This window comes from Phytopseudomonas straminea, assembly GCF_900112645.1.
GTDB lineage: Bacteria > Pseudomonadota > Gammaproteobacteria > Pseudomonadales > Pseudomonadaceae > Aquipseudomonas > Aquipseudomonas straminea.
The window spans coordinates 14,279-33,926 of sequence record NZ_FOMO01000011.1 but is presented as its reverse complement, the minus strand read 5'-3'; the positions used below and the strand labels follow the sequence as shown (position 1 = coordinate 33,926).

The window sequence follows — 19,648 nt, the reverse complement described above, 5'->3', positions numbered from 1 at the left end:
ATCAGTGCGACTCGAAAGGCGACGGATCGCCACAACCGACGCGGATCACCTCGGGCTCGTCGTCCACCAGGCCAATCACCGTGGAGGCCTCGAGGCCGCCAAAACCGCCGTCGATGATCAGATCCACCTGGTGTTCAAGCATCTGACGCATCTCGTAAGGGTCGCTCATCGGCAGGTCCTCGCCAGGCAGGATCAGGCTGACGCTCATCATCGGCTCGCCGAGTTCTTCGAGCAGTGCCGCGGCGATGGGATAGCTGGGCACCCGCAGGCCGATGGTGCGGCGCTTGGGGTGCAGCAGCATGCGCGGCACTTCGCGGGTGGCGTTGAGAATGAAAGTGTACGGCCCCGGCGTGTGGTTCTTCAGCAGCCGAAAGGCGGCGGTGTCGACCTTGGCGAAGGTGCTGAGCTGCGACAGGTCGCGGCACACCAGGGTGAAGTTGTGCTTGTCATCGAGCTGACGCAGGCGCCGAATGCGCTCCATGGCGTTCTTGGCGCCCATCTGGCAGCCCACCGCGTAGGACGAGTCGGTGGGATACACCACCACGCCACCGTTGCGGATGATGTCGACCGCCTGCTTGATCAGACGGGCCTGGGGACTTTCCGGGTGGATCTGAAAAAACTGGCTCATGGCTAGCAACTCTCAAACGGCTTCGGTCGAGGGCGCGCAGCCGAAACGCGTCCATAACGGGGAAAGGTCATCGGGCAGCGGCCGGTACAAACCCAGCTCCGACCAGTCGCCCGGGGCGTGAAAGTCGCTGCCTACACTGGCCATTAGACCGAATTCACGCGCCAGGATCGCCAGGCCACCGACCTGCTCGGCCGGCTGCATGCCGTTGACGACTTCCAGCGCATGGCCGCCTGCTGCGGCGAAGGCTGCCACCAGCTTGCGGCGCTTGCTGCGCGTGAAGTCGTATTGCCAGGGGTGCGCGAGGCTGATCCATGCGTTGGACTGGCGCAGCGTCTCGAGCGTTTCATCTAACGTCGGCCAGTGCTGCTTGACGTCGCCGAGCTTGCCGGAGCCCAGCCATTTGCGAAAGGCGTCGGCGCGATCCTTGACGAAACCGGCGCGCACCATGAACTCCGCGAAATGCGGACGCGCCGGGGCGTTGTCGCTTTCACCCTGGGCCTGCTGAATCGCCCGCGCGCCTTCCAGCGCGCCTTCCATGCCCTTGAGCGCCAGGCGCCGGGAAATCTCCTCGGCTCGCAGCCAGCGGCCCTGGTGCAGTTCGGCGATGGCTTGGCGCAAGGCCGGCGCGTCGCTGTCGAAGGCATAGCCCAGCACATGGATAGTCGCGCCGCCCCAGGTGCAGGACAGTTCGATGCCATTGACCAACTGCATGCCCAGCTCGCTTGCCGTGGCACGTGCCTCATCGAGTCCTTCGAGGGTGTCGTGATCGGTCAGCGCCAGCGTCGTGACGCCACGCTCGTGCGCCCGCGCGACAACCTCGGCAGGCGGCAAGGCGCCGTCCGAGGCGGTGCTGTGACAATGAAGATCAACCTGCATAAGGGGCGCTTTCCCGACGATTCATGTTTGTTATTATGCCGCGGCCGGCAGATTCCTGCCCCGCTATCGCGCCGTTCTCTCGCCTTTTTCTCGCGGTTTACCCACAAGGATCGACATGCTCTACGCCATCATCGCCACCGACGTGGAAAACTCCCTCGAGCTTCGCCTCTCCGTTCGCCCTGCTCACCTGGCTCGGCTGGAGCAGCTGAAAAGCGAAGGCCGTCTGGTGCTGGCCGGCCCCAACCCGGCCATCGACAGCAATGACCCGGGCCCGGCGGGTTTCACTGGCAGCCTGATCGTCGCCGAGTTCGAGTCGCTGGAAGCCGCCAAAACCTGGGCCAACGCCGACCCGTTCCGCACCGCCGGCGTCTACGCCAGCGTGGTGGTCAAGCCCTTCAAGCACGTCCTGCCGTAATAGGATTCGTCATCACCGCCATGAGTGAGCTGCTGCTGATCGACGACGACGTCGAACTCTGTGACCTGCTGGCCAGTTGGCTGACCCAGGAAGGCTTCCAGGTCACCGCCTGCCACGACGGCCAAGCTGCACGCCAAGCGCTAGCGCAACAAGCACCCGACGCCGTGGTGCTGGACGTGATGCTGCCTGATGGCAGCGGCCTGGAACTGCTCAAGCAGCTACGCAGCGAGCACCCGGAGCTGCCCGTGCTGATGCTCTCGGCGCGTGGCGAGCCGCTGGACCGCATTCTCGGCCTTGAGCTGGGCGCCGACGATTACCTAGCCAAGCCGTGCGACCCACGCGAGCTGACCGCTCGCCTGCGTGCGGTACTGCGCCGCAGCCTGCCGCCGGCCACCTCCAGCCAGATCGAGATCGGCGACCTGCGTTTCAGCCCGGCACGTGGCGTGGCCGCATTGGGCGCCGAGGGTCAGGAAATCGTGCTGACGCTTTCCGAGAGCCGGGTGCTCGAAGCGCTGCTCAAGCAACCGGGCGAGCCGGTCGACAAGCAGGCGCTTGCTCAACTGGCATTGGGCCGCAAGCTGACCCTCTATGACCGCAGCCTGGACATGCACGTCAGCAACCTGCGCAAGAAGATTGGCCCCCACCCCGATGGCCGCCCCCGTGTGGTCGCGCTGCGCGGCCGCGGTTATTACTACGCGCCCTGATGCACGGCGGCCCGCTTTACAAAGCGCGGCCGACCTTTACCCTGCCTTTACCTTGGCTGACTGCGCCTTACCTTGAAAGCCCTAATCTGGGCACATCCGGCAACCGGCCGGTTTCGAGACAAGGAGATACACCATGCGCAAGACCATGACCGCCCTGCTCCTCGCCATGACCCTGCCGACCCTGGCCATGGCTGCTCCCGGTGACGACCACCGCCCAGGCGGCCCGGGCCCAGGCCCACGTATGTTCCATGAGCTGGATCTGAACAAGGATCAACAACGCCAGGTTCACAAACTGATGATGGATCAGCGCAAGAACGACCGCGAGATGATCCAGCGTTATCTGGACAAACTGCCCGAGGCCGACAAGCAGGCCCTGAAAAACGAACGCGAGGCTTCCCATGACAAGCAGCAAAAAGCCATTCGCGGTCTGCTGACCCCCGAGCAACAGAAGACCTTCGACGAACATGTCGCCAAGATGAAAGAACGCAAGGCCGACCGCGAAGAATTCGAAGCCTGGAAAGCCGAGCACAAGAAAGCTGGCTGACCCTGTCGCTGGCCGTGATCACGACCAGTCAACTTGCCGCCTGCACCACTCAAGTGGTGCAGGCGTTTGCCGTTTGAAGGAGCTCCTGTGCGTTCATTGTTCTGGCGGATTTTTGGCAGTTTTTGGCTGGCGATTGCCCTAGTCGCGGGCCTGTCCATGCTGCTCGGCCGCGCCCTGAATCAGGACGCTTGGATTCTCAACCAGCACCCAGGCCTGGAAAATCTGCCGGCCGAATGGGTACAAGCCTTCGAGAATGACGGCCCCAAGGCGGCGCAGGATCTGCTCGAGCAGCGCAAAAGGCGCTTTCGCATCGACACCCAGGTACTGGCGGACACCGGCCAGCCGGCTATTCGCGGCACCTTCCCGCCTCGTGCGGCGGCCATGGAAGAGCGCAACAAAGGCGACAAGCGGCTGCCGTGGCGGCGCCTGACCACCGAGTACACCAGCCCGGTAAGCGGCGAAACCTACCTGTTCATCTACCGTATTCCCCACCCGGAACTGGATGCCTGGCACCGTGGCAGCCTGCTGTGGCCACTCAGCGCACTGGGTATCGCCCTGGTAGTATTGACCGGGCTCAGCCTGTTGCTGACCCTGTCCATCACCCGCCCGCTGAATCGCCTGCGCGGCGCGGTACACGACCTGGGACAGACAGCCTACCAGCAGAACAGCCTGGCACGTTTGGCCAGCCGGCGTGACGAGCTTGGCGTGCTGGCCAACGATTTCAACCGCATGGGCGCGCGCCTGCAGGACCTGATCGGCAGCCAGCGCCAGCTGTTGCGTGACGTCTCCCATGAGCTGCGCTCGCCGCTGGCCCGCCTGCGCATCGCCCTGGCACTGGCCGAGCGCGCCGAGCCGGCCGAGCGCGAGAAGCTGTGGCCAAGGCTGATCCGCGAATGCGACCGCCTTGAAGACCTTATCAGCGAGATCCTCATTCTCGCCCGTCTGGATGCCGAGCCTAGCGCTACCCAGCCCATCGACCTGGCACAACTGGCCGCCAAGCTGCGCGAGGACATGGCCCTCAGCCATCCAACCCAGCAGCTCGACGTCTGCCTGCAACCAGGCATGCACCTGCGCGGCTGGCCGGCGATGATCGAACGCGCCCTGGACAACCTGCTGCGCAATGCCCTGCGCTTCAATCCCGATGGTCAGTCCATCGAGCTGAATGTCGTGCGCCGCAGCAACGAGGCTCACCTGGAGGTACGCGACCATGGCCCCGGCGTGGCTGCCGAATACCTGCACCAGTTGGGCGAGCCATTCTTTCGCGCTCCCGGCCAATCGGCAGCCGGCCATGGCCTGGGGTTGGCCATCACAAGGCGCGCCGCCGAACGCCATGGCGGTCGGCTGGAACTGGCGAATCACCCGCAAGGCGGGTTTAGTGCCAAGCTGGTGCTGCCGCTGGAGACGGCTTTTTAGCCTTCTCTTTTACAGCCTACTGACAAGGGTGGCTGGCTCGGCGTCGTGCGGCCGCGGGCGGGGACGCCCCAGCCCACGCCCGCGAACTCGCGCGTAGGCACGCTCCCACAAAAACAAAATATGCCGACTCGCGTGCCCCTGCGCTTATCCGACCTATGAATAGCCCGAGTGGTAAAAGCGGTCAGCCCTACGCTTTGCCCGTCCAGCCACTGACATACTCATCGACATTTACCGCCGGCGCCTCACGCAGCTCGCGCTGTGGCGTGCCCAGATACAGGTAGCCGATCACCTGCTCATTGGCCGCCAACCCCAGGCCAGCATTCACCACCGCGTCGTAGGACAGCTCCCCCGTACGCCAGACCGCGCCGATGTCCTGGGCATAGGCGGCGAGCAGAATGCCGTGGGCAGCACATCCGGCAGCCAATACCTGCTCCTGGGCCGGCACCTTGGGGTGCTCCTGGATGCGCGCGATCACCACGATCATCAGCGGTGCACGCAGCGGCATGTTGCGTGCCTTAGTCAGCGCCTCTTCGTCGGCCTGCGGGTTCTTGCTGGCAATCGCCTCGGCGTACAGCTCGCCGAGTGCATGGCGCGCATCCCCCTCGACGGTGAGAAATCGCCAGGGGCGTAGTTGGCCATGATCCGGCGCCCGCAGCGCAGCCCTGAACAGCCGCTCGCGCTGCTCGGCAGTCGGCGCCGGTTCGATCAGGCGCGGCGCGGAAACACGGTTGATCAGCGTATCGAGGGCATCCATCGGTTCACCTCCAGAGGAAAAGAGCCGGGATTCTACCAGCCGAGCATGAGCTTCGCAGACCACAGCGCGCCCGCAGCCTGGTGTTGAGCGAAGCGATACCCAAGGCAATATCCCGAGTGTCGCTGCGCTCGACCCGGGCTACACGTAACGGCGATCAAGCAGCCACCTACGCTACCCGATCCGGCGATAGCTCCGGCTGCACAGGCGGCGTTAAAGGCGGCAGGCCATAGGCCTTACGCGCATCATCGCAACGCGGGTTGTGCTCACCGTTGGCCCAGGAGGCTTGGAAATCGCGGCAAGGGCTGGAACGCTGCTCGTAAATCGTGCAGCGGGTGCCCTGGCCGACATCGCCAAGCAACGCATTGCAACGCGCGGGCTTGTATTCGGTACCGCGCATGGCAACCAGGTGCGGAGAGATCTGGATGACCTGCTCGTCCGGCACACTGCCACCGGCCGATTGACACTCACCCCAGAAGAAGGACACACGAAAATACGCGCAGCAGGCGCCGCACGTGAGACAAGGATTGCTTTCGGACATGATGAGAGGGCTCAGAAACCGGCAAGGGCCGGCACCTGGCGGCGTATTCTATGCACCGCAAGCAACTTGTAAAGAGGCCCGCAGGCGCCTGACGACGGGCGCGCCAGCGGGTGTACAGCGATGCCGGCACAGGTAGAATGGCGCCACTTTTTCGCGGATAAAACCGATGGCCTGGCCGACCCTACGACTTATCGCATTCATCAATGGCATTTTCCTGATTACCCTGGCCATTGGCATGATCGGCCCAATGTTCACCCTGTTCGTCTTCGACCGCGCCGCAGAGGTGAGCCCCTTCGCCTGGTCGAGTCTGATCACCTTTATCGCCGGGCTGTCGATGATCGCCCGCGGCAAGCCCCAGGACGTGCACCTGCGCCCCCGCGACATGTACATGCTGACGGTATCGAGCTGGCTGATGGTGTGCATCTTCGCCGCCCTGCCGTTCATGTTCACCCAACACATGAGCTACACCGACGCCTTCTTCGAGAGCATGTCGGGCATCACCGCCACTGGCGCCACGGTGCTGATTGGCCTGGACAACATGTCGCCGGGCATTCTGATCTGGCGCTCGATGCTGCACTGGCTCGGCGGTATCGGCTTCATCGCCATGGCGGTGGCGATTCTGCCCATGCTGCGCATCGGTGGCATGCGCCTGTTCCAGACCGAATCCTCGGACCGCTCCGACAAGGTCATGCCGCGCTCGCACATGGTCGCCAAGTACATGGCGGTGGCCTACTTCGGCATCAGCCTGCTCGGCTGCCTGGCCTTCTGGCTGGCAGGCATGAGTTTCTTCGATGCGATCAACCACAGCATGTCGGCGATCTCCACCGGCGGTTTCTCCACTTCGGACCTGTCGCTGGCCAAATGGACGCAGCCGGCCGTGCACTGGGTCGCCGTGGTGCTGATGATTCTCGGCAGCCTGCCGTTCGTACTCTACGTGTCCACGCTACGCGGCAACTTTGGCGCCGTGCTAGCCGATCAGCAGGTGCGCGGTTTTCTCGGCATTCTGCTGGGTGTCTGGCTGACCATGGGCACCTGGTACTACTTCACCACCGACCTGCACTGGCTCGACGCCCTGCGCCACGTGGCCGTGAACGCCACCTCGGTGATGACCACCACCGGCTTCGCTCTGGGCGACTACTCGCTATGGGGCGGTTTCGCCGGCATGCTGTTCTTCTACCTGGGCTTTATCGGCGGCTGCTCGGGCTCTACGGCCGGCGGTCTGAAGATCTTCCGCTTCCAGGTCGCCTACATCCTGCTCAAGGCCAACCTGATGCAACTGGTGCACCCGCGTGCGGTGATCAAGCAGCAGTACAACCGTCATCGCCTGGACGAAGACATCGTTCGCTCGATTCTGACCTTCTCGTTCTTCTTCACCATCATCATCGCCGTGCTGGCCCTGGCTCTGACCCTCTGCGGTCTGGACTGGATCACCGCCCTGAGCGGCGCCGCCAGCACGGTCGCCGGCGTCGGCCCAGGCATGGGCCCGATCATCGGCCCGGCCGGCACCTACGCCAGCCTGCCGGACATGGCCAAGTGGCTACTGACCCTGGGCATGCTGATGGGCCGCCTGGAAATCCTCACCGTGCTGGTGCTGTTTATGCCGGCGTTCTGGCGGCATTGACCCTGTTGCTGCCGGCAATCTCGGCCTAGACTTTGCGAACATAACAACAACAGGAAGTCGCAATGAGCAGCCAGCCCCGCGAGCGTTTTAGCTCCTTCGCCGAGTTCTATCCTTACTACTTGGAAGAACACCGCAACCCGACCTGCAGGCGCCTGCATTATGTCGGCAGCCTTCTGGTGCTGGTGGTGCTTGGCTATGCGCTGACCAGCGGGCAATGGCTGTGGCTGTTGGCCCTGCCGGTGATCGGCTATGGCTTCGCCTGGGTCGGTCACTTCGCCTTCGAACGCAATCGCCCCGCCACCTTCCAGTACCCGCTGTATTCGCTGATGGGCGACTGGGTGATGCTCAAGGACATGCTCACCGGACGCATTCGTTTCTGAACGAACGGTCAAATGCAATTGCCCACGCCGGGATTAGCGCCGTCATGGCATTGCGCCTTTGCCGACCGGCCCTGCAGCGTATATGATCCCCACTTTCCGCTGGCCCCGTCCGCACGCCGCTTGCAGCCTGGCGCTCGGTCATGCAGTCGGACTTTCAGCAGGGGTCGCCGTTAGCGCATGAGCACCAGTATTACCGCCGTACCAAACCTGCCCTCGTTGCTCACCCGCGAATATTATTCGCGGGTGCTGGCCTATCTTGCCGTGGCCGCGAGCGTAGCAGCCGGCACCTATGAGCAAGTGTTCAGCCACGGCCTGCTGTGGCTCGTGCCCTATGCGCTGCTCTATCCCCACCTGGCTCACTGGCTGAGCAAACGCTTTCGCGACGACCACCGACATCGCACACTGATGAGCCTGCTGTTCGTCGATGCCCTGCACTGTGGCGCATTTGCGGCACTACTCGGGTTTTCGGTGGTACCCAGCCTGATGTTTCTGCTGACCCTGAGTTTCAGTACCCTGATAGTCGGTGGCTTGCGCGACATGAGTGTGGCGCTGCTGGTCGCCTTCAGCGGTACGCTGCTCACTGCCTCGCTCACCGACCTCCACGTGGCCCCGCAAACACCGGCGCTGGTGGCCCTGGTGAGCATCGCTTTCACCATCTTCTATATCTGCATCTCGGCCTATTTCGTGCACCAGCAGGGCATTCGCCTTGCTCAGGTACGACACCAGATCAAGGGCGAGCAGGAAAAGGCCGCACGCCTGGCTCGCAACCTCGCCAAATACCTGTCGCCCCAGGTGTGGGAGTCGATCTTCAGCGGCAAGAAGCACGTGCGCCTGGAAACCCAGCGCAAGAAACTCACCGTATTTTTTTCCGACATCCGCGGTTTCACCGAGCTGTCCGAGGAGCTGGAAGCCGAGGCCCTGACTGACCTGCTCAACACCTATCTCAACGAGATGTCGAAGATCTGCATGAAGTTCGGCGGCACCATCGATAAGTTCATCGGTGACAGCGTGATGGTGTTCTTTGGTGACCCGAGCAGCCAGGGCGCCAAGAAGGACGCCATGGCCGCGGTGTCGATGGCCATCGCCATGCGCAAGCATATGAAGGTGCTGCGCCAGCACTGGCGTGCCCAGGGCATTACCAAACCCCTGGAAATCCGCATGGGCCTCAACACCGGTTACTGCACGGTGGGCAACTTCGGTGCCGACACGCGCATGGACTACACCATCATCGGCCGCGACGTGAACCTCGCCAGCCGCCTGGAAAGCGCCGCCGAAGCCGGTGAGATCCTGATCTCCCACGAGACCTATTCGCTGATCAAGGACGTAATCATGTGCCGCGACAAGGGCCAGATAAGCGTCAAGGGCTTCAGCCGCCCGGTGCAGATCTACCAGGTCGTGGATTTTCGCCGCGACCTGGGCGCCAGTTCCAGCTACATGGAGCACGAGTTGCCTGGCTTCTCCATGTACCTGGACACCAACGGCATCCAGAACTTCGACAAGGACCGGGTCATCGAGGCCCTGGAACAGGCCGCCGAAAAGCTGCGCGACAAGATCATTTAAGGCAGGCTGCTCAGCAGTTGCGCGCGATGACCTTACTCAACTCACCACTGGCAGGCCTGCCACTGAGCAGCGGTTGGCTGGCCAGAAACTCTACCGCCGATGCCCGCCACGATTGGCGCCCCGCCTCCTCGGCGCAGCGTGCGCGATCCAGTTCCAACGCCGCCAGGCAGGCGTCACGCAAGTTGGCGGCCAGCACGCCGGTCACGCCTGGCACCACCACATCCAGCGGCCCTGGCACGTTAAAGGCTGCCACCGGCGTGCCGCAGGCCTGGGCCTCGAGCATCACAAGGCCATAGGTGTCGGTTAGCGACGGAAACACCAGCGCGCTGGCGCGCCGGTAGAAATCGGCTAGTGCCTCGCCGTGCTGATAGCCAAAGAATTTCACGCCCGGATACACCTGCTCCAGCATCACGCGCTGCGGACCATCACCGACCACCCACTTCTCGCCCGGCAGTTGCAGATCGAGAAACGCCTGCAGATTCTTCTCTGCGGCGATGCGTCCGACATAGAGGAAGATCGCACTCACCGGCGCTGCCAGCTCGGGCCTGGGCGCGAAAAGCTGCGTATCCACGCCCTTGCGCCAGAGCATCAACCGCCGCAGCCCGCGCTCTGCCAAGCCAGCACGCAAGCGCTCGGTGCTGACCAGCACTGCCTGGCTGTGGCGATGAAAGCGCTGCAGGCAGGCATAGCCGACGCCCAACCCGATCCAGCGGCAGCGCGCTGTCAGGTATTCGGGAAAGCGCGTATGCACCGCACTGGAAAAGGCCAGGCCGCGGCGCAGCAACCAACGCCTGGCGGCCCAGCCCAGCGGGCCTTCGGTGGCCAGGTGCACACAGTCGGGTGCGAACGCCTCGATGGCCGGGCCGACGCGCCACAGGTTCCAGGCCAGGGGAATTTCCGGATAGCTCGGGCATGGCACGCAGCTAAAGCGTTGCGGCGACAACACTTCCACCTGATGACCCATGTCGCACAATTCCCCAACCAGCGCCAGCAGGCTGGTGACCACACCGTTGACCTGGGGCGTCCAGGCGTCACTGACGATCAGCAGCCTCATGCTGCCGGCTCGATGACCGCCACCTTGGCGGCCTGCAGCTGCGCCAGACGCTGCTGCTCCTCGGCCAGACGATAGAGCTCGATACGGCCGTCCGGATGTTCGATCAGCGCCGTGCAGGACTCCACCCAGTCACCACAGTTGAGGTACTCGACGTCGCCCAGCTTGCGGATTTCGGCATGGTGGATATGCCCGCACACCACGCCGTCGAAACCTCGACGCGCGCACTCATGGGTGATCGCCTCCTCGAAGTCACTGATGAAGTTCACCGCCGTCTTCACCTTGTGCTTGAGGTAGGCCGACAGCGACCAATAGCCATAGCCGTAACGGCGCCGCCAGTGATTGAGCCAGCGGTTGAGCACCAGGGTTACGGTGTAGGCCGAGTCGCCGAGAAAGGCCAGCCAGCGGTGGTAACGGGTAATCACGTCGAACTGATCGCCATGGATCACCAGTAGCTTGCGGCCATCGGCCGTCACATGCTCAGCCTCGTCGACCAGCTGGATATTGCCCAGCAGCAACTTGGAGTAACGGCGCAGGAATTCGTCGTGGTTGCCGGTGACGTAGATGACCTCGGTGCCACGCTTGCTCATGGTCAGCAGCCGGCGGATCACGTTGGTGTGCGCCTGGGGCCAGTAGATGCCGCTGCGCAGCTTCCAGCCGTCGATGATGTCACCCACCAGATAGACTCGCTCGGCCTGGTAGCGCTTGAGAAACGCCGCCAGGTGTTCGGCCTGGCTGTCGCGGGTCCCCAGATGCACGTCGGAGATCCATAGCGTGCGTACAGGTTGCTTGCGGCTCGGCCTTACCAGGGGTTCGATGCTCATCGGGCAGTCTCCGGCAGATTTTTGCCGAGCTTGCGCGAACGCAGTGAAACGATTGTGAACGCGCCGTGGCAATTCGATGACGACGGCGCGCTTCGCCTATGAGTGCGCCGTTGCACCCAACCTGCGATCCAGGGCGTAAACTGACGCGACCGTTCGAGGAACCCGCCATGTCAGCGCTCTTGTCAGTTCGCCACTACCACCATGACATCGTCTGCCATGAGCATGACCATGCCCAGTTGGTGTTCGGCCTGAGCGGCCACCTGCAGTTCGAGGTAGCGGGCCACGGCAGTCGTGTCAGCCGGCAAACGCTGGCGGTCGTCCCCGCCGGTGCACGCCACGCCTGCGAGAGCCGCACAGGTAGCGAGTGCCTAGTGCTCGATATCCCGGCCGGCGACTGGCTGCAGCGCAATCTGGGTGATCATGCCGATGCCAGCCGCCGCCTGCTGGAAGCGCCAAACAAAGTCGAGCTGTCGGTAAACCAGAGTGGCCTGGTCAACTGGCTGGCCGCAAGCGCGGTCAAAGATCCGCTGATCGCCCGCCAGGGCGCCATCCTGCTACTGGCCAGTCTCAATGCACCAGCGGCACTCCTTCCCAGCCCGGCCCTGCCGCTGAGCGCACTGAACGCCTATATCGAGCGACATGCTGCCCACCCCATTCAGGTGGCGGACCTGGCGAGCCTCGCCGGGCTTTCCGCGGCACGCTTCCACCATCGTTTTCTCGACGAGACCGGGCTCACGCCCATGGCCTACGTGCGCGACAAACGCCTGCGCCTGGGCCGCCAACTGCTGCACAACAGCCGTCTCAGCGTTGGCGAAATCGCTGCGCGGGTCGGCTACACCTCACAAAGCGCCTTTACAGCCGCCCTCTCCAGACATTTCGGCGAGACACCCCGAGTACTGCGCGCGCGTGAGCCTCGCGACAAATAACAGCAGTTTTGCAACAGCTCTGTCTGTTCGCCGCCGTTACAGTGCGGCCAAAACAGGAGAGCATCATGCAGATCATCGAATGGCAAGACTTCGAGCGCGTTGAGCTGCGCGTCGGCACCCTCATCAGCGCAGAACCTAACGAGAAAGCGACCAAACCTGCCTATGTGCTGCAGGTCGATCTAGGTGAACTGGGCATCCGCACCTCCAGTGCCCAGGTCACCGCCCATTATCTTGCCGACGAACTGGTCGGACGCCAAGTACTGTGCGTATGCAATTTCGCTCCCAAGCGCATTGCCGGTGTACGCTCAGAGGTGCTGGTCACCGGCGTCTACGACAGCGACGGCAAAGTGGTGCTGGCAGGCTTCGACAAGCCACTGCCCAATGGCGCACGCCTGGCCTGAGCTGCAGACCAGACCGGGGAGCACGCCGTCCTGGGGCGCCAGCGAACGGCCCGCCATGACGAAGCACGGACGAAACGCTGCACGGCAAGCCCTACGCTTCCAGGTTTCGAGGCTCTGCGGATTTAACTCGCTGCGGGGCGGTCGTTATGGCCCAGGTCGCGGGCCGGATCAATCTGGTCGCGTACTCGCTGCTTGAGCACCTTGGCTTCTGGAAAGCCGCCGTCGGCCTTGCGCTCCCAGATCTCCACACCATTGCACTGAATACAAAAGGTACCGCCAGTGGCGGGTTCGAGGCTGACCCTGGCCAGGTCGTCAGCGAAGGTGGACAGCAACTCCTGCGCCAACCACGCCGCGCGCAGCAGCCATTGGCACTGAGTGCAATAGGTAATCGTCACTTCGGCTTTGCTGGTGCTCATGGGCTCACTCCAGTACAGCGGACGTTTACCAACGCCCATGAAAAAGCGCGGCCAGGCCGCGCTCGGATGAAAACAACAAGAATTCAGGCGATGCGCGCGAGCAGCTCGCGGGCTTCCTGTTTCTCTTCCTCGTCACCTTCGTTGATCACCTCATTGAGGATGTCGCACGCGGCCTCCAGATCATCCTGTTCGATATAGGCCATGGCCAGGTTGAGCTTGGTGAGATTCTCGTGATTGGTGACAAAGCGCTCGGCCTCTTCGGAGGCGTCTGCCGGCAGCTCGTCCAGCTCCAGCCACTCCTCCTGCGGGTCCTCTTCCTCGACCAGCATGGTGCCGGCAAACGGACTGTTCGCATCATGGCCGAAGATATCGCTCGAGGCGTTCTCGGGCGCAGCAGGCGGCATATCGGCCTCAGGGCCAGGACGCTTCTTGCGCGAGGCGTTCTCGAAGGGGTTCACCAGATCCCAGTCGGCATCCAGCGACAGGTCATCGAGGTTGAGCTGAAAGTCGTCGTCCTGGGGCTTTTGCTCTGCTGGCATGTCGTCCAAATCGAGGGTCAGATCTTCCAGCGGGCCCAGAGACTCCAGCTCATCGACTGGCTGCGCGAACAGCGCGGGATAGCTGGCTTTGAGGGCATCGATACGCTCAGGGTCGAAGCCGTACTCGCGTAGGCGCATTTCCTCTTCGGCGAAGGCCAGGGTGTTGCCCTGCTGCGCCAGCACTTCGAGCAGCCGGAAGCCGATATCCAGACGCTGTGGGTTGGCCTGAGAGGCCTGGCGCAGCACGGACACCGCCTCACCCAGACGACCGTAAGCCAGGTAGATATTGGCAGCGTCCAGCGGATCAGTAGCACTGGTCTCCGTGCGCGGAGTGACTGGGGCACGAACCGGCGGTGGTACGTCGGCCTCGGTAGCACGTGGTGCGATGATCGGCTCGACCGGCGCGGCAAGCGGTGCCTGCACCACGGGCGGCACAACCACCACAGGCTCGGCGATGGCCTCAGGATCAGGTTTGCGCTTGCGCTTGAACAGCACCAGCAGCAACGCCAGCGCACCGAGCAGACCGGCCAACAGGATATTCCAGAGACTCCAGAAACCTTCGGATTGGGCTGGCTGCGGGGCAGCGGCCGGCGCTTGAGCGGGTTGTGCGCTGGCAGTTGGGGCGACAGTGCTTGGAGTGACCGCCTGAGGCGCTGCGTCGGCAGGTGCAGCGGGCGCGGCTACCGGACGCTGGGCCAGTTGCTCGAGCAACTGGGCGATCTGCTGATCGCGCGTTTCCATGCGCACCATCATGTCCTTCAACTGGTTCTGGACGGTCAACAGATCCTGTTGCAGCTGAAGGTTCTCGGCAGTGCGGTTGGCAACCTCTTCCTCGACACGGCGAATCTGCGCCAGCACTTCCACCTGTGGTTCGGCAGGCTGCTGGGGCGCGGTGTCGGGAATTATCTCTGCCGGTGCGGCGGGCTGCGTCGGTGTCGCGGCGTCGGCAGGCTTGACCGGCGCGGCCTCGGCTATCCGCGCATGATCAGGCAGTAACAACGAAGCACCGGCACGCAGGCGATGGATATCGCCATTGGTGAAGGCTTCGGGGTTCAGCGCATGAATGTCGAGCATCAGATCTTGCAGCGACGACTTGTCGCCATCGACCCGCAGCTTGGACGCTATCGTCCACAGGCTCTCGCCACTGGCCACCCGATAGCGCTCACCCCGGCTGGCAATCGGCGTGCGGCGTGGCGGCGCGTAAGAAGTGAATTGCTGGTCGCCCACCTGTGCAGCCTGGCTGGTGTAGGCCGAAGAAGACGGCGGATCGAGCAACACCGTGTATTCGCGCAGCAACTGCCCACCGGGACGCTTCAGCTCGACGATGAAATTCAGGTAAGGCTCGCGCACTGGCTGATTGGACACCACGCGCACAACGCTCTTGCCGCCGCGCAACAACGGGCTGAAACGCAGGTCATTGAGGAAGTAGACGCGATCCACACCCGCTTGGTTGAAGGCATCGGCCGGCGCCAGCGCGACCTTGATGTCCGACGCGGTCATGTCATCACCTACCGCCAGCAACTCGATTTCGGCGTTCAAAGGCTGGTTGAGCGCCGAATGCAGGGTGATCTCACCCAGCCCCAGCGCAGGCGCCAGCCCCGAATAAAACGCCGAGCTCGATGCCAGGCCGATCAATAGATGACGAACACGAGTCATAAAAGCTCCCGGTAACTCCGCTCGAAAAACAGTTGCAGTGGCTCCAACCGGGCCTAAGGTTCTGCAAGGTACGGCGTAGCATAGCTGCCTCGGCAAACGTTCCCTGCTTCACCGAGTAATGAGTATGGCCAAAATTCAACGACTTGCGACTTTCAGACGTGCCGCCCCCAATAGGGTTCAGCAATTCGCCATCATACGCATAAAGCCAGAAAAGCGGCTAGTTATGTAAATAACGTCAACGTTGTGACGGACGCAGGTTCCAGGCCGCCAATATCGTCACCACAAACAGTGCGCCCATAAGCCAGAAACTCTGTTGAAACGCCGCTACCTCGCCAGCGAAATCGCCACCTTCCTGGCGATGGCGCCACTCCAAAAAGAAGGTCAGCAGGTTCACACCGAAAGCCCCGCCCAACTGCCGTACAAAGGTGATAGCACCTGCGCCGTGGGGTACTTGCTCGCGGTCAAGCGCATCCAGCGCGCCGGTGGTCAGCGCCGGCAGCAGGATGCCCAGACCGATCCGTCCGATGCAGGCCCAGAAACACAGCGCCACAAACGATGCCCCCGGATCCAGCCAGCCAAGGCCGATGGACGACACCACCAATGCCAGCAAGCCGGCGACCAGCAGCACGGCGCTAGACAGATGGTCGCTCAGGCGCCCCCCCATGAACGACGCAATCCCCATGACCAGTCCGGTGGGCAAGAGCAACAATCCTGCCCAGCCCGCGCTGTAACCTTCGACGGCCTGCACATGCAGTGGGATGATGTAGGTAGTGCCATATAGCCCCATACCGAGGGCCAGCGCCACCCAGCTTGCCTTACGAAAACCCGCGTGTCGCCAAAGCGCCAGCGGCAACAAAGGTTGGTGGCTGAAGCGGCTACGCCACAGAAAACCGGCGACAGCCAACAGACCAACCAGCCCCGCCCCCCAAACCCGCGGCTCGCCCCAAGGGAAACGCTGAGCTTCGGCGAGGGCACCCAGGGTCGCGAATAAACCCACGTTCAAAAGCAAGAAGGCCCAAAGATCAAGAAACGGCGTGCGGCGCTCGCGCTCGTTGGGCATTAGAAAAAGCCCGGCCAGCATAGCGAGCACGCACATAGGCAGCGGCAGCCAGAACACCGCATACCAGCCAAACCCATCGACCAGATAACCCCCGATGGTCGGCCCAAGCGTCGGCGCGATCATCACCCCAAGCCCGTAGGCACCCAGCGCAGCACCACGACCGCCGCCGGCAAACACCCGGAAGATCAGCACCATGGCCAGCGGCTGGACGATACCGGCGCACAGGCCCTGAATAATACGCAGGGTGATCAACTGCCAGGCAGCGCTAGCGATCAGAGCAAGCAGCGAAGTAAGGATGAAAATGGCAAGACCGGCTTGCGCCGTCGCCCTGGCGCCGAAGCGCGCCTGAGCCCATGCGGAGAGCAACAGCCCGGAGGTCATCGAAGCGAGAAAGCCGGTGGACAGCCACTGGGCCAGCGGGCGGCCGATGCGAAAGTCGGCCATGATCGCCGGCAGCGCGACGTTGACACTGGTCGAGGCCAGGATCATCGCCATGCTGCCGAGCATCAACAAGATCAGCAGGTAATTGGGATAGCGCGGCCCATAACGTCTCTGCAGCAGAGACAGGTCCTGCATCAACGCCGCTCCAGATTGCCCAGAATGCGCGCGTGCACCTGTTGGCAGCGGCGCAGATCTTCCTGGTCGATGCCGGCGAACAGCTCCTCACGCAGCTGCGTGGAAATCGCTTCGATCTTCTCGATCAAAGGCTTGGCAGCCGGACACAGGGCAATCTTCTTGGCGCGGCGGTCTTCGGGTACCGCATGGCGTACCACCAGCCCCTGAGCTTCGAGGCTATCGAGCAGCCGGGCCAATGTCGGCCCTTCTACCCCGACGCTCTGCGCCAGCTCACGCTGGGTCGGCAGCTCAGCGAAGCGGCCGATATGCAGCAACACCAGCCAGCGTGCTTGGGAAAGGCCCAGGCCGGCAAGCCTGCGATCGAGTTCTGCGCGCCAGGCGCGGGACATTTGCGCCACCTGCATGGCGAAACGATGGGGTTCGGCTGGAGACATGAAGGTCACTCTTGGAATTATCAAAAACTAATTATTAGTGAGCTAACCATAGCTTTTGACGGAGAGCAAGATTTCAGTCGCAACGAGACATGCTTGCGTCGCCGCCTTGTCAGGCTTCGAACTCGGCCTGCAACGCGGCGCGCACGCAGTGCAGAACGCCCTCTTCCACCCGCCCGGCGAACAGGGGGCTGACCTCGGCGACCGATGGCAGCTCACCCTCACCATCGAGAAAGGCGTCCTGAATCTCGCCCAGCAACTCTTCGGGCAGATCAAGGGCCTGCTGCAGGGAAATCTGCTGCTCGGCGATGGCTTCGGCGAGCATCGCGTAGGCGCTTTTCGGGCTGCAGTTCAGCTGACTGGCGATCTGGGTCGGTGTCATGCCGGCACGAGCCAGGCTGACCAGTTCGTGACGCAGGTCGACTACCGGCGCCGGACTATCGCCGCCGGCCAGCACTTCCAGGAAGGCTTCGCCGTAACGCTCCAACTTGCGTGCACCAACACCACTGACCCGGGCCATCTCAGCCAGGGTGGTCGGCTTGCTGCGCAGCATTTCCAGCAGGGTGGCGTCGGGGAAGATCACATAAGGCGGCACCGCGTGTTCTTCTGCCAGACGCTTGCGCAGGGCGCGCAGCGCTTCCCACTGCTCGCGCTCGTCGCCACGTACCAGTTGCCGTGCGGCGCTGCCAGAGGCCTTGGCGCTCTGCTGGGGCTTGAGATCACGGCGCAGTTGCAGACTTACTTCACCGCGCAGCAGCGGGCGGCAGCTGTCGGACAGGCGTAAGCCGCCAAAGCCTTCCAGATCGACATCGGCCAAGCCGCGGGCAACCAACTGACGGAACAACGAACGCCATTCGCCCTCACTGAGCGCGCTGCCCACGCCGAAGACCGACAGGTGCTGATGACCGAGGCCGCGCATCTTCTCGTTGTCGCGGCCCAGCAGAATATCCACCAGATGGCCGACGCCATAGCGCTGGCCGCTGCGATAGATCGCTGACAGCGCCTGGCGGGCCGGCTCGGTGGCGTCCCAGGTCTGTACGCCGTCGGTACAGTTGTCGCAATGCCCGCAGGGTTGCGGCAGTTCTTCATCGAAATAGGCCAGCAGCACCTGGCGCCGGCAGCGGGTCTCCTCGCACAGCGCCAGCATGGCGTCGAGCTTGTGCTGCTCCACGCGCTTGTGGCGCTCGTCGCCTTCGGAATTGGCGAGCATCTGCTTGAGGAAAATCATGTCCTGCAGGCCGTAGGCCATCCAGGCATCGGCCGGCAGCCCATCACGACCGGCGCGGCCGGTTTCCTGGTAGTAGGCTTCCAGCGACTTGGGCAGATCCAGATGCGCGACGAAGCGCACGTTGGGCTTGTCGATGCCCATGCCGAAGGCGATGGTCGCCACCATGATCAGGCCTTCCTCGTTGAGAAAGCGCTTCTGGTTGAAGGCACGCAACTCGGCCGGCAGGCCGGCGTGATACGGCAACGCCGGGAAGCCCTGTTCGGTGAGGAAGCTCGCCACTTCCTCGACCTTCTTGCGTGACAAGCAATAGACGATGCCGGCATCTCCCTTGCGCGCCGCCAGGAACGCCAGCAGCTGTTTGCGTGGCTGCTCCTTGGGCACGATGCGGTAGAAGATGTTGGGGCGGTCGAAGCTCGACAGAAAGCGCTCGGCGTTCTGCAGGTGCAGGCGATTGACAATTTCCTCGCGGGTGCGCATGTCCGCGGTCGCCGTCAGGGCGATGCGCGGTACCTCGGGGAATAGTTCGGCCAGCTGACCCAGCTGCAGGTATTCAGGGCGGAAGTCGTGGCCCCACTGCGACACGCAATGGGCTTCGTCAATGGCGAACAGGGCGATCTGCAGCTGGCGCAGAAAGTCCAGCATGCGCGGCTGTACCAGCCGTTCCGGTGCGAGATAGAGCATCTTGATCTCGCCGCGGCGGATGCGCGCGGCGATGTCGCGCTGTTGTTCGGCCTCGAGCGTCGAGTTCAGCGCCACGGCCGCCACGCCCAGCTCTTCCAGGGTGGCCACCTGATCGTCCATCAGCGCGATCAGCGGCGAGACCACCACCGCCAAGCCGTCACGCAGCAGCGCTGGAACCTGGAAACACAGCGACTTGCCACCGCCGGTGGGCATCAGCACCAGCGCATCGCCGCCGCTGGCCACGCGCTCGATGATCGCGCCCTGGCGACCCCGGAAGCTGTCATAGCCAAATACTTCTTTGAGGATGCGTTGCGCCTGCTCGAGCATGTAGGGTCTCCGAATCAAGCGCCGCATTATACGCACCTGGGCCGCGAGGTGCGGCCTTGCAGACAGTGTTTACCTGCAACTCTGCCTGCCGGCGCCGGT

Annotated in this window: 20 protein-coding genes; 9 read left to right on the top strand and 11 right to left on the bottom strand. The window is 63.2% G+C overall.

From position 1 onward, the window contains the following. Position 1: 1 nt before the first annotated feature. Positions 2–628 (bottom strand): L-threonylcarbamoyladenylate synthase, encoded by a 627-nt coding sequence (locus BM279_RS20445; RefSeq protein WP_093506828.1) that lies wholly within the window; start codon positions 626–628, stop codon positions 2–4. Positions 629–640: 12 nt separating this feature from the next. Beyond that, on the bottom strand, positions 641–1,504 hold the full coding sequence (locus BM279_RS20440; RefSeq protein ID WP_027910620.1) for a PHP domain-containing protein: 864 nt from the start codon (positions 1,502–1,504) through the stop codon (positions 641–643). A gap of 115 nt (positions 1,505–1,619) precedes the next feature. Between BM279_RS20440 and BM279_RS20435 the strand changes: the two genes are divergently transcribed. The 4 genes from BM279_RS20435 (at position 1,620) to BM279_RS20420 (ending at position 4,580) form a co-directional block, all read left to right on the top strand. Continuing rightward, positions 1,620–1,919 carry a YciI family protein gene (locus BM279_RS20435; RefSeq protein ID WP_027905133.1) on the top strand — a complete coding sequence of 100 codons (300 nt, stop codon included), beginning with the start codon at positions 1,620–1,622 and terminating at the stop codon, positions 1,917–1,919. Between the two features lie 20 nt (positions 1,920–1,939). Beyond that, positions 1,940–2,623, top strand: coding sequence for a response regulator transcription factor (locus BM279_RS20430; protein WP_027910619.1), 684 nt, complete (start codon positions 1,940–1,942; stop codon positions 2,621–2,623). A gap of 133 nt (positions 2,624–2,756) precedes the next feature. Continuing rightward, entirely contained in the window at positions 2,757–3,167 is a 411-nt protein-coding gene (locus BM279_RS20425; protein WP_013791100.1) for a Spy/CpxP family protein refolding chaperone, read from the top strand. An 87-nt stretch (positions 3,168–3,254) separates the two neighbouring features. Further along, positions 3,255–4,580 carry a sensor histidine kinase gene (locus BM279_RS20420; RefSeq protein ID WP_093506826.1) on the top strand — a complete coding sequence of 442 codons (1,326 nt, stop codon included), beginning with the start codon at positions 3,255–3,257 and terminating at the stop codon, positions 4,578–4,580. Positions 4,581–4,767: 187 nt separating this feature from the next. Here BM279_RS20420 and BM279_RS20415 read toward each other — a convergent pair whose 3' ends face one another. Both BM279_RS20415 and BM279_RS20410 read right to left on the bottom strand, forming a co-directional pair. Continuing rightward, positions 4,768–5,334, bottom strand: a complete 567-nt coding sequence (locus BM279_RS20415; protein WP_093506824.1) for an NAD(P)H nitroreductase — start codon at positions 5,332–5,334, stop codon at positions 4,768–4,770. A gap of 166 nt (positions 5,335–5,500) precedes the next feature. Further along, positions 5,501–5,872, bottom strand: a complete 372-nt coding sequence (locus BM279_RS20410) for a YkgJ family cysteine cluster protein (protein ID WP_093506822.1) — start codon at positions 5,870–5,872, stop codon at positions 5,501–5,503. Positions 5,873–6,038: 166 nt separating this feature from the next. On the opposite strand from BM279_RS20410, the gene BM279_RS20405 reads away from it, so the two are divergent. The 3 genes from BM279_RS20405 to BM279_RS20395 all read left to right on the top strand — a co-directional run bounded on the left by BM279_RS20405 (position 6,039) and on the right by BM279_RS20395 (position 9,433). Beyond that, the gene (locus tag BM279_RS20405) at positions 6,039–7,493 is read left to right on the top strand and encodes a TrkH family potassium uptake protein (protein ID WP_013791096.1); all 1,455 of its coding nucleotides are present in this window, start codon (positions 6,039–6,041) and stop codon (positions 7,491–7,493) included. A gap of 62 nt (positions 7,494–7,555) precedes the next feature. After that, on the top strand, positions 7,556–7,873 hold the full coding sequence (locus BM279_RS20400) for an Mpo1-like protein (RefSeq protein WP_093506820.1): 318 nt from the start codon (positions 7,556–7,558) through the stop codon (positions 7,871–7,873). A 177-nt stretch (positions 7,874–8,050) separates the two neighbouring features. Then, positions 8,051–9,433, top strand: coding sequence for an adenylate/guanylate cyclase domain-containing protein (locus tag BM279_RS20395; RefSeq protein WP_093506818.1), 1,383 nt, complete (start codon positions 8,051–8,053; stop codon positions 9,431–9,433). 10 nt (positions 9,434–9,443) lie between these two features. Here BM279_RS20395 and BM279_RS20390 read toward each other — a convergent pair whose 3' ends face one another. After that, a complete protein-coding gene (locus BM279_RS20390) occupies positions 9,444–10,487 on the bottom strand; it encodes a glycosyltransferase family 4 protein (protein ID WP_093506816.1) in 1,044 nt (347 codons plus the stop codon). After that, positions 10,484–11,308: a UDP-2,3-diacylglucosamine diphosphatase gene (locus tag BM279_RS20385; RefSeq protein WP_093506814.1), complete on the bottom strand. Its 825-nt coding sequence runs from the start codon at positions 11,306–11,308 to the stop codon at positions 10,484–10,486. The genes BM279_RS20390 and BM279_RS20385 overlap by 4 nt, the downstream gene beginning before the upstream one ends. Before the next feature lie 167 nt (positions 11,309–11,475). Here BM279_RS20385 and BM279_RS20380 point away from each other — a divergent pair, with 167 nt between their 5' ends. Together BM279_RS20380 and BM279_RS20375 are read left to right on the top strand one after the other, a co-directional pair. Beyond that, the gene (locus BM279_RS20380) at positions 11,476–12,234 is read left to right on the top strand and encodes an AraC family transcriptional regulator (RefSeq protein ID WP_093506812.1); all 759 of its coding nucleotides are present in this window, start codon (positions 11,476–11,478) and stop codon (positions 12,232–12,234) included. Between the two features lie 65 nt (positions 12,235–12,299). Next, positions 12,300–12,635 (top strand): tRNA-binding protein, encoded by a 336-nt coding sequence (locus tag BM279_RS20375; RefSeq protein ID WP_093506810.1) that lies wholly within the window; start codon positions 12,300–12,302, stop codon positions 12,633–12,635. Between the two features lie 122 nt (positions 12,636–12,757). Here BM279_RS20375 and BM279_RS20370 read toward each other — a convergent pair whose 3' ends face one another. The 5 genes from BM279_RS20370 to recQ all read right to left on the bottom strand — a co-directional run bounded on the left by BM279_RS20370 (position 12,758) and on the right by recQ (position 19,549). Further along, positions 12,758–13,051 carry an Rdx family protein gene (locus tag BM279_RS20370; protein ID WP_093506807.1) on the bottom strand — a complete coding sequence of 98 codons (294 nt, stop codon included), beginning with the start codon at positions 13,049–13,051 and terminating at the stop codon, positions 12,758–12,760. 83 nt (positions 13,052–13,134) lie between these two features. Then, a complete protein-coding gene (locus BM279_RS20365) occupies positions 13,135–15,246 on the bottom strand; it encodes a motility hub landmark protein FimV (protein ID WP_244154200.1) in 2,112 nt (703 codons plus the stop codon). Between the two features lie 235 nt (positions 15,247–15,481). Continuing rightward, a complete protein-coding gene (locus BM279_RS20360; RefSeq protein ID WP_093506805.1) occupies positions 15,482–16,882 on the bottom strand; it encodes a DHA2 family efflux MFS transporter permease subunit in 1,401 nt (466 codons plus the stop codon). Next, the gene (locus BM279_RS20355) at positions 16,882–17,316 is read right to left on the bottom strand and encodes a MarR family transcriptional regulator (RefSeq protein WP_027910608.1); all 435 of its coding nucleotides are present in this window, start codon (positions 17,314–17,316) and stop codon (positions 16,882–16,884) included. Before BM279_RS20355 ends, BM279_RS20360 begins: the two co-directional genes overlap by 1 nt. A 109-nt stretch (positions 17,317–17,425) precedes the next feature. Beyond that, the gene (gene recQ / locus BM279_RS20350) at positions 17,426–19,549 is read right to left on the bottom strand and encodes a DNA helicase RecQ (RefSeq protein ID WP_093506803.1); all 2,124 of its coding nucleotides are present in this window, start codon (positions 19,547–19,549) and stop codon (positions 17,426–17,428) included. Positions 19,550–19,648: the final 99 nt, after the last annotated feature.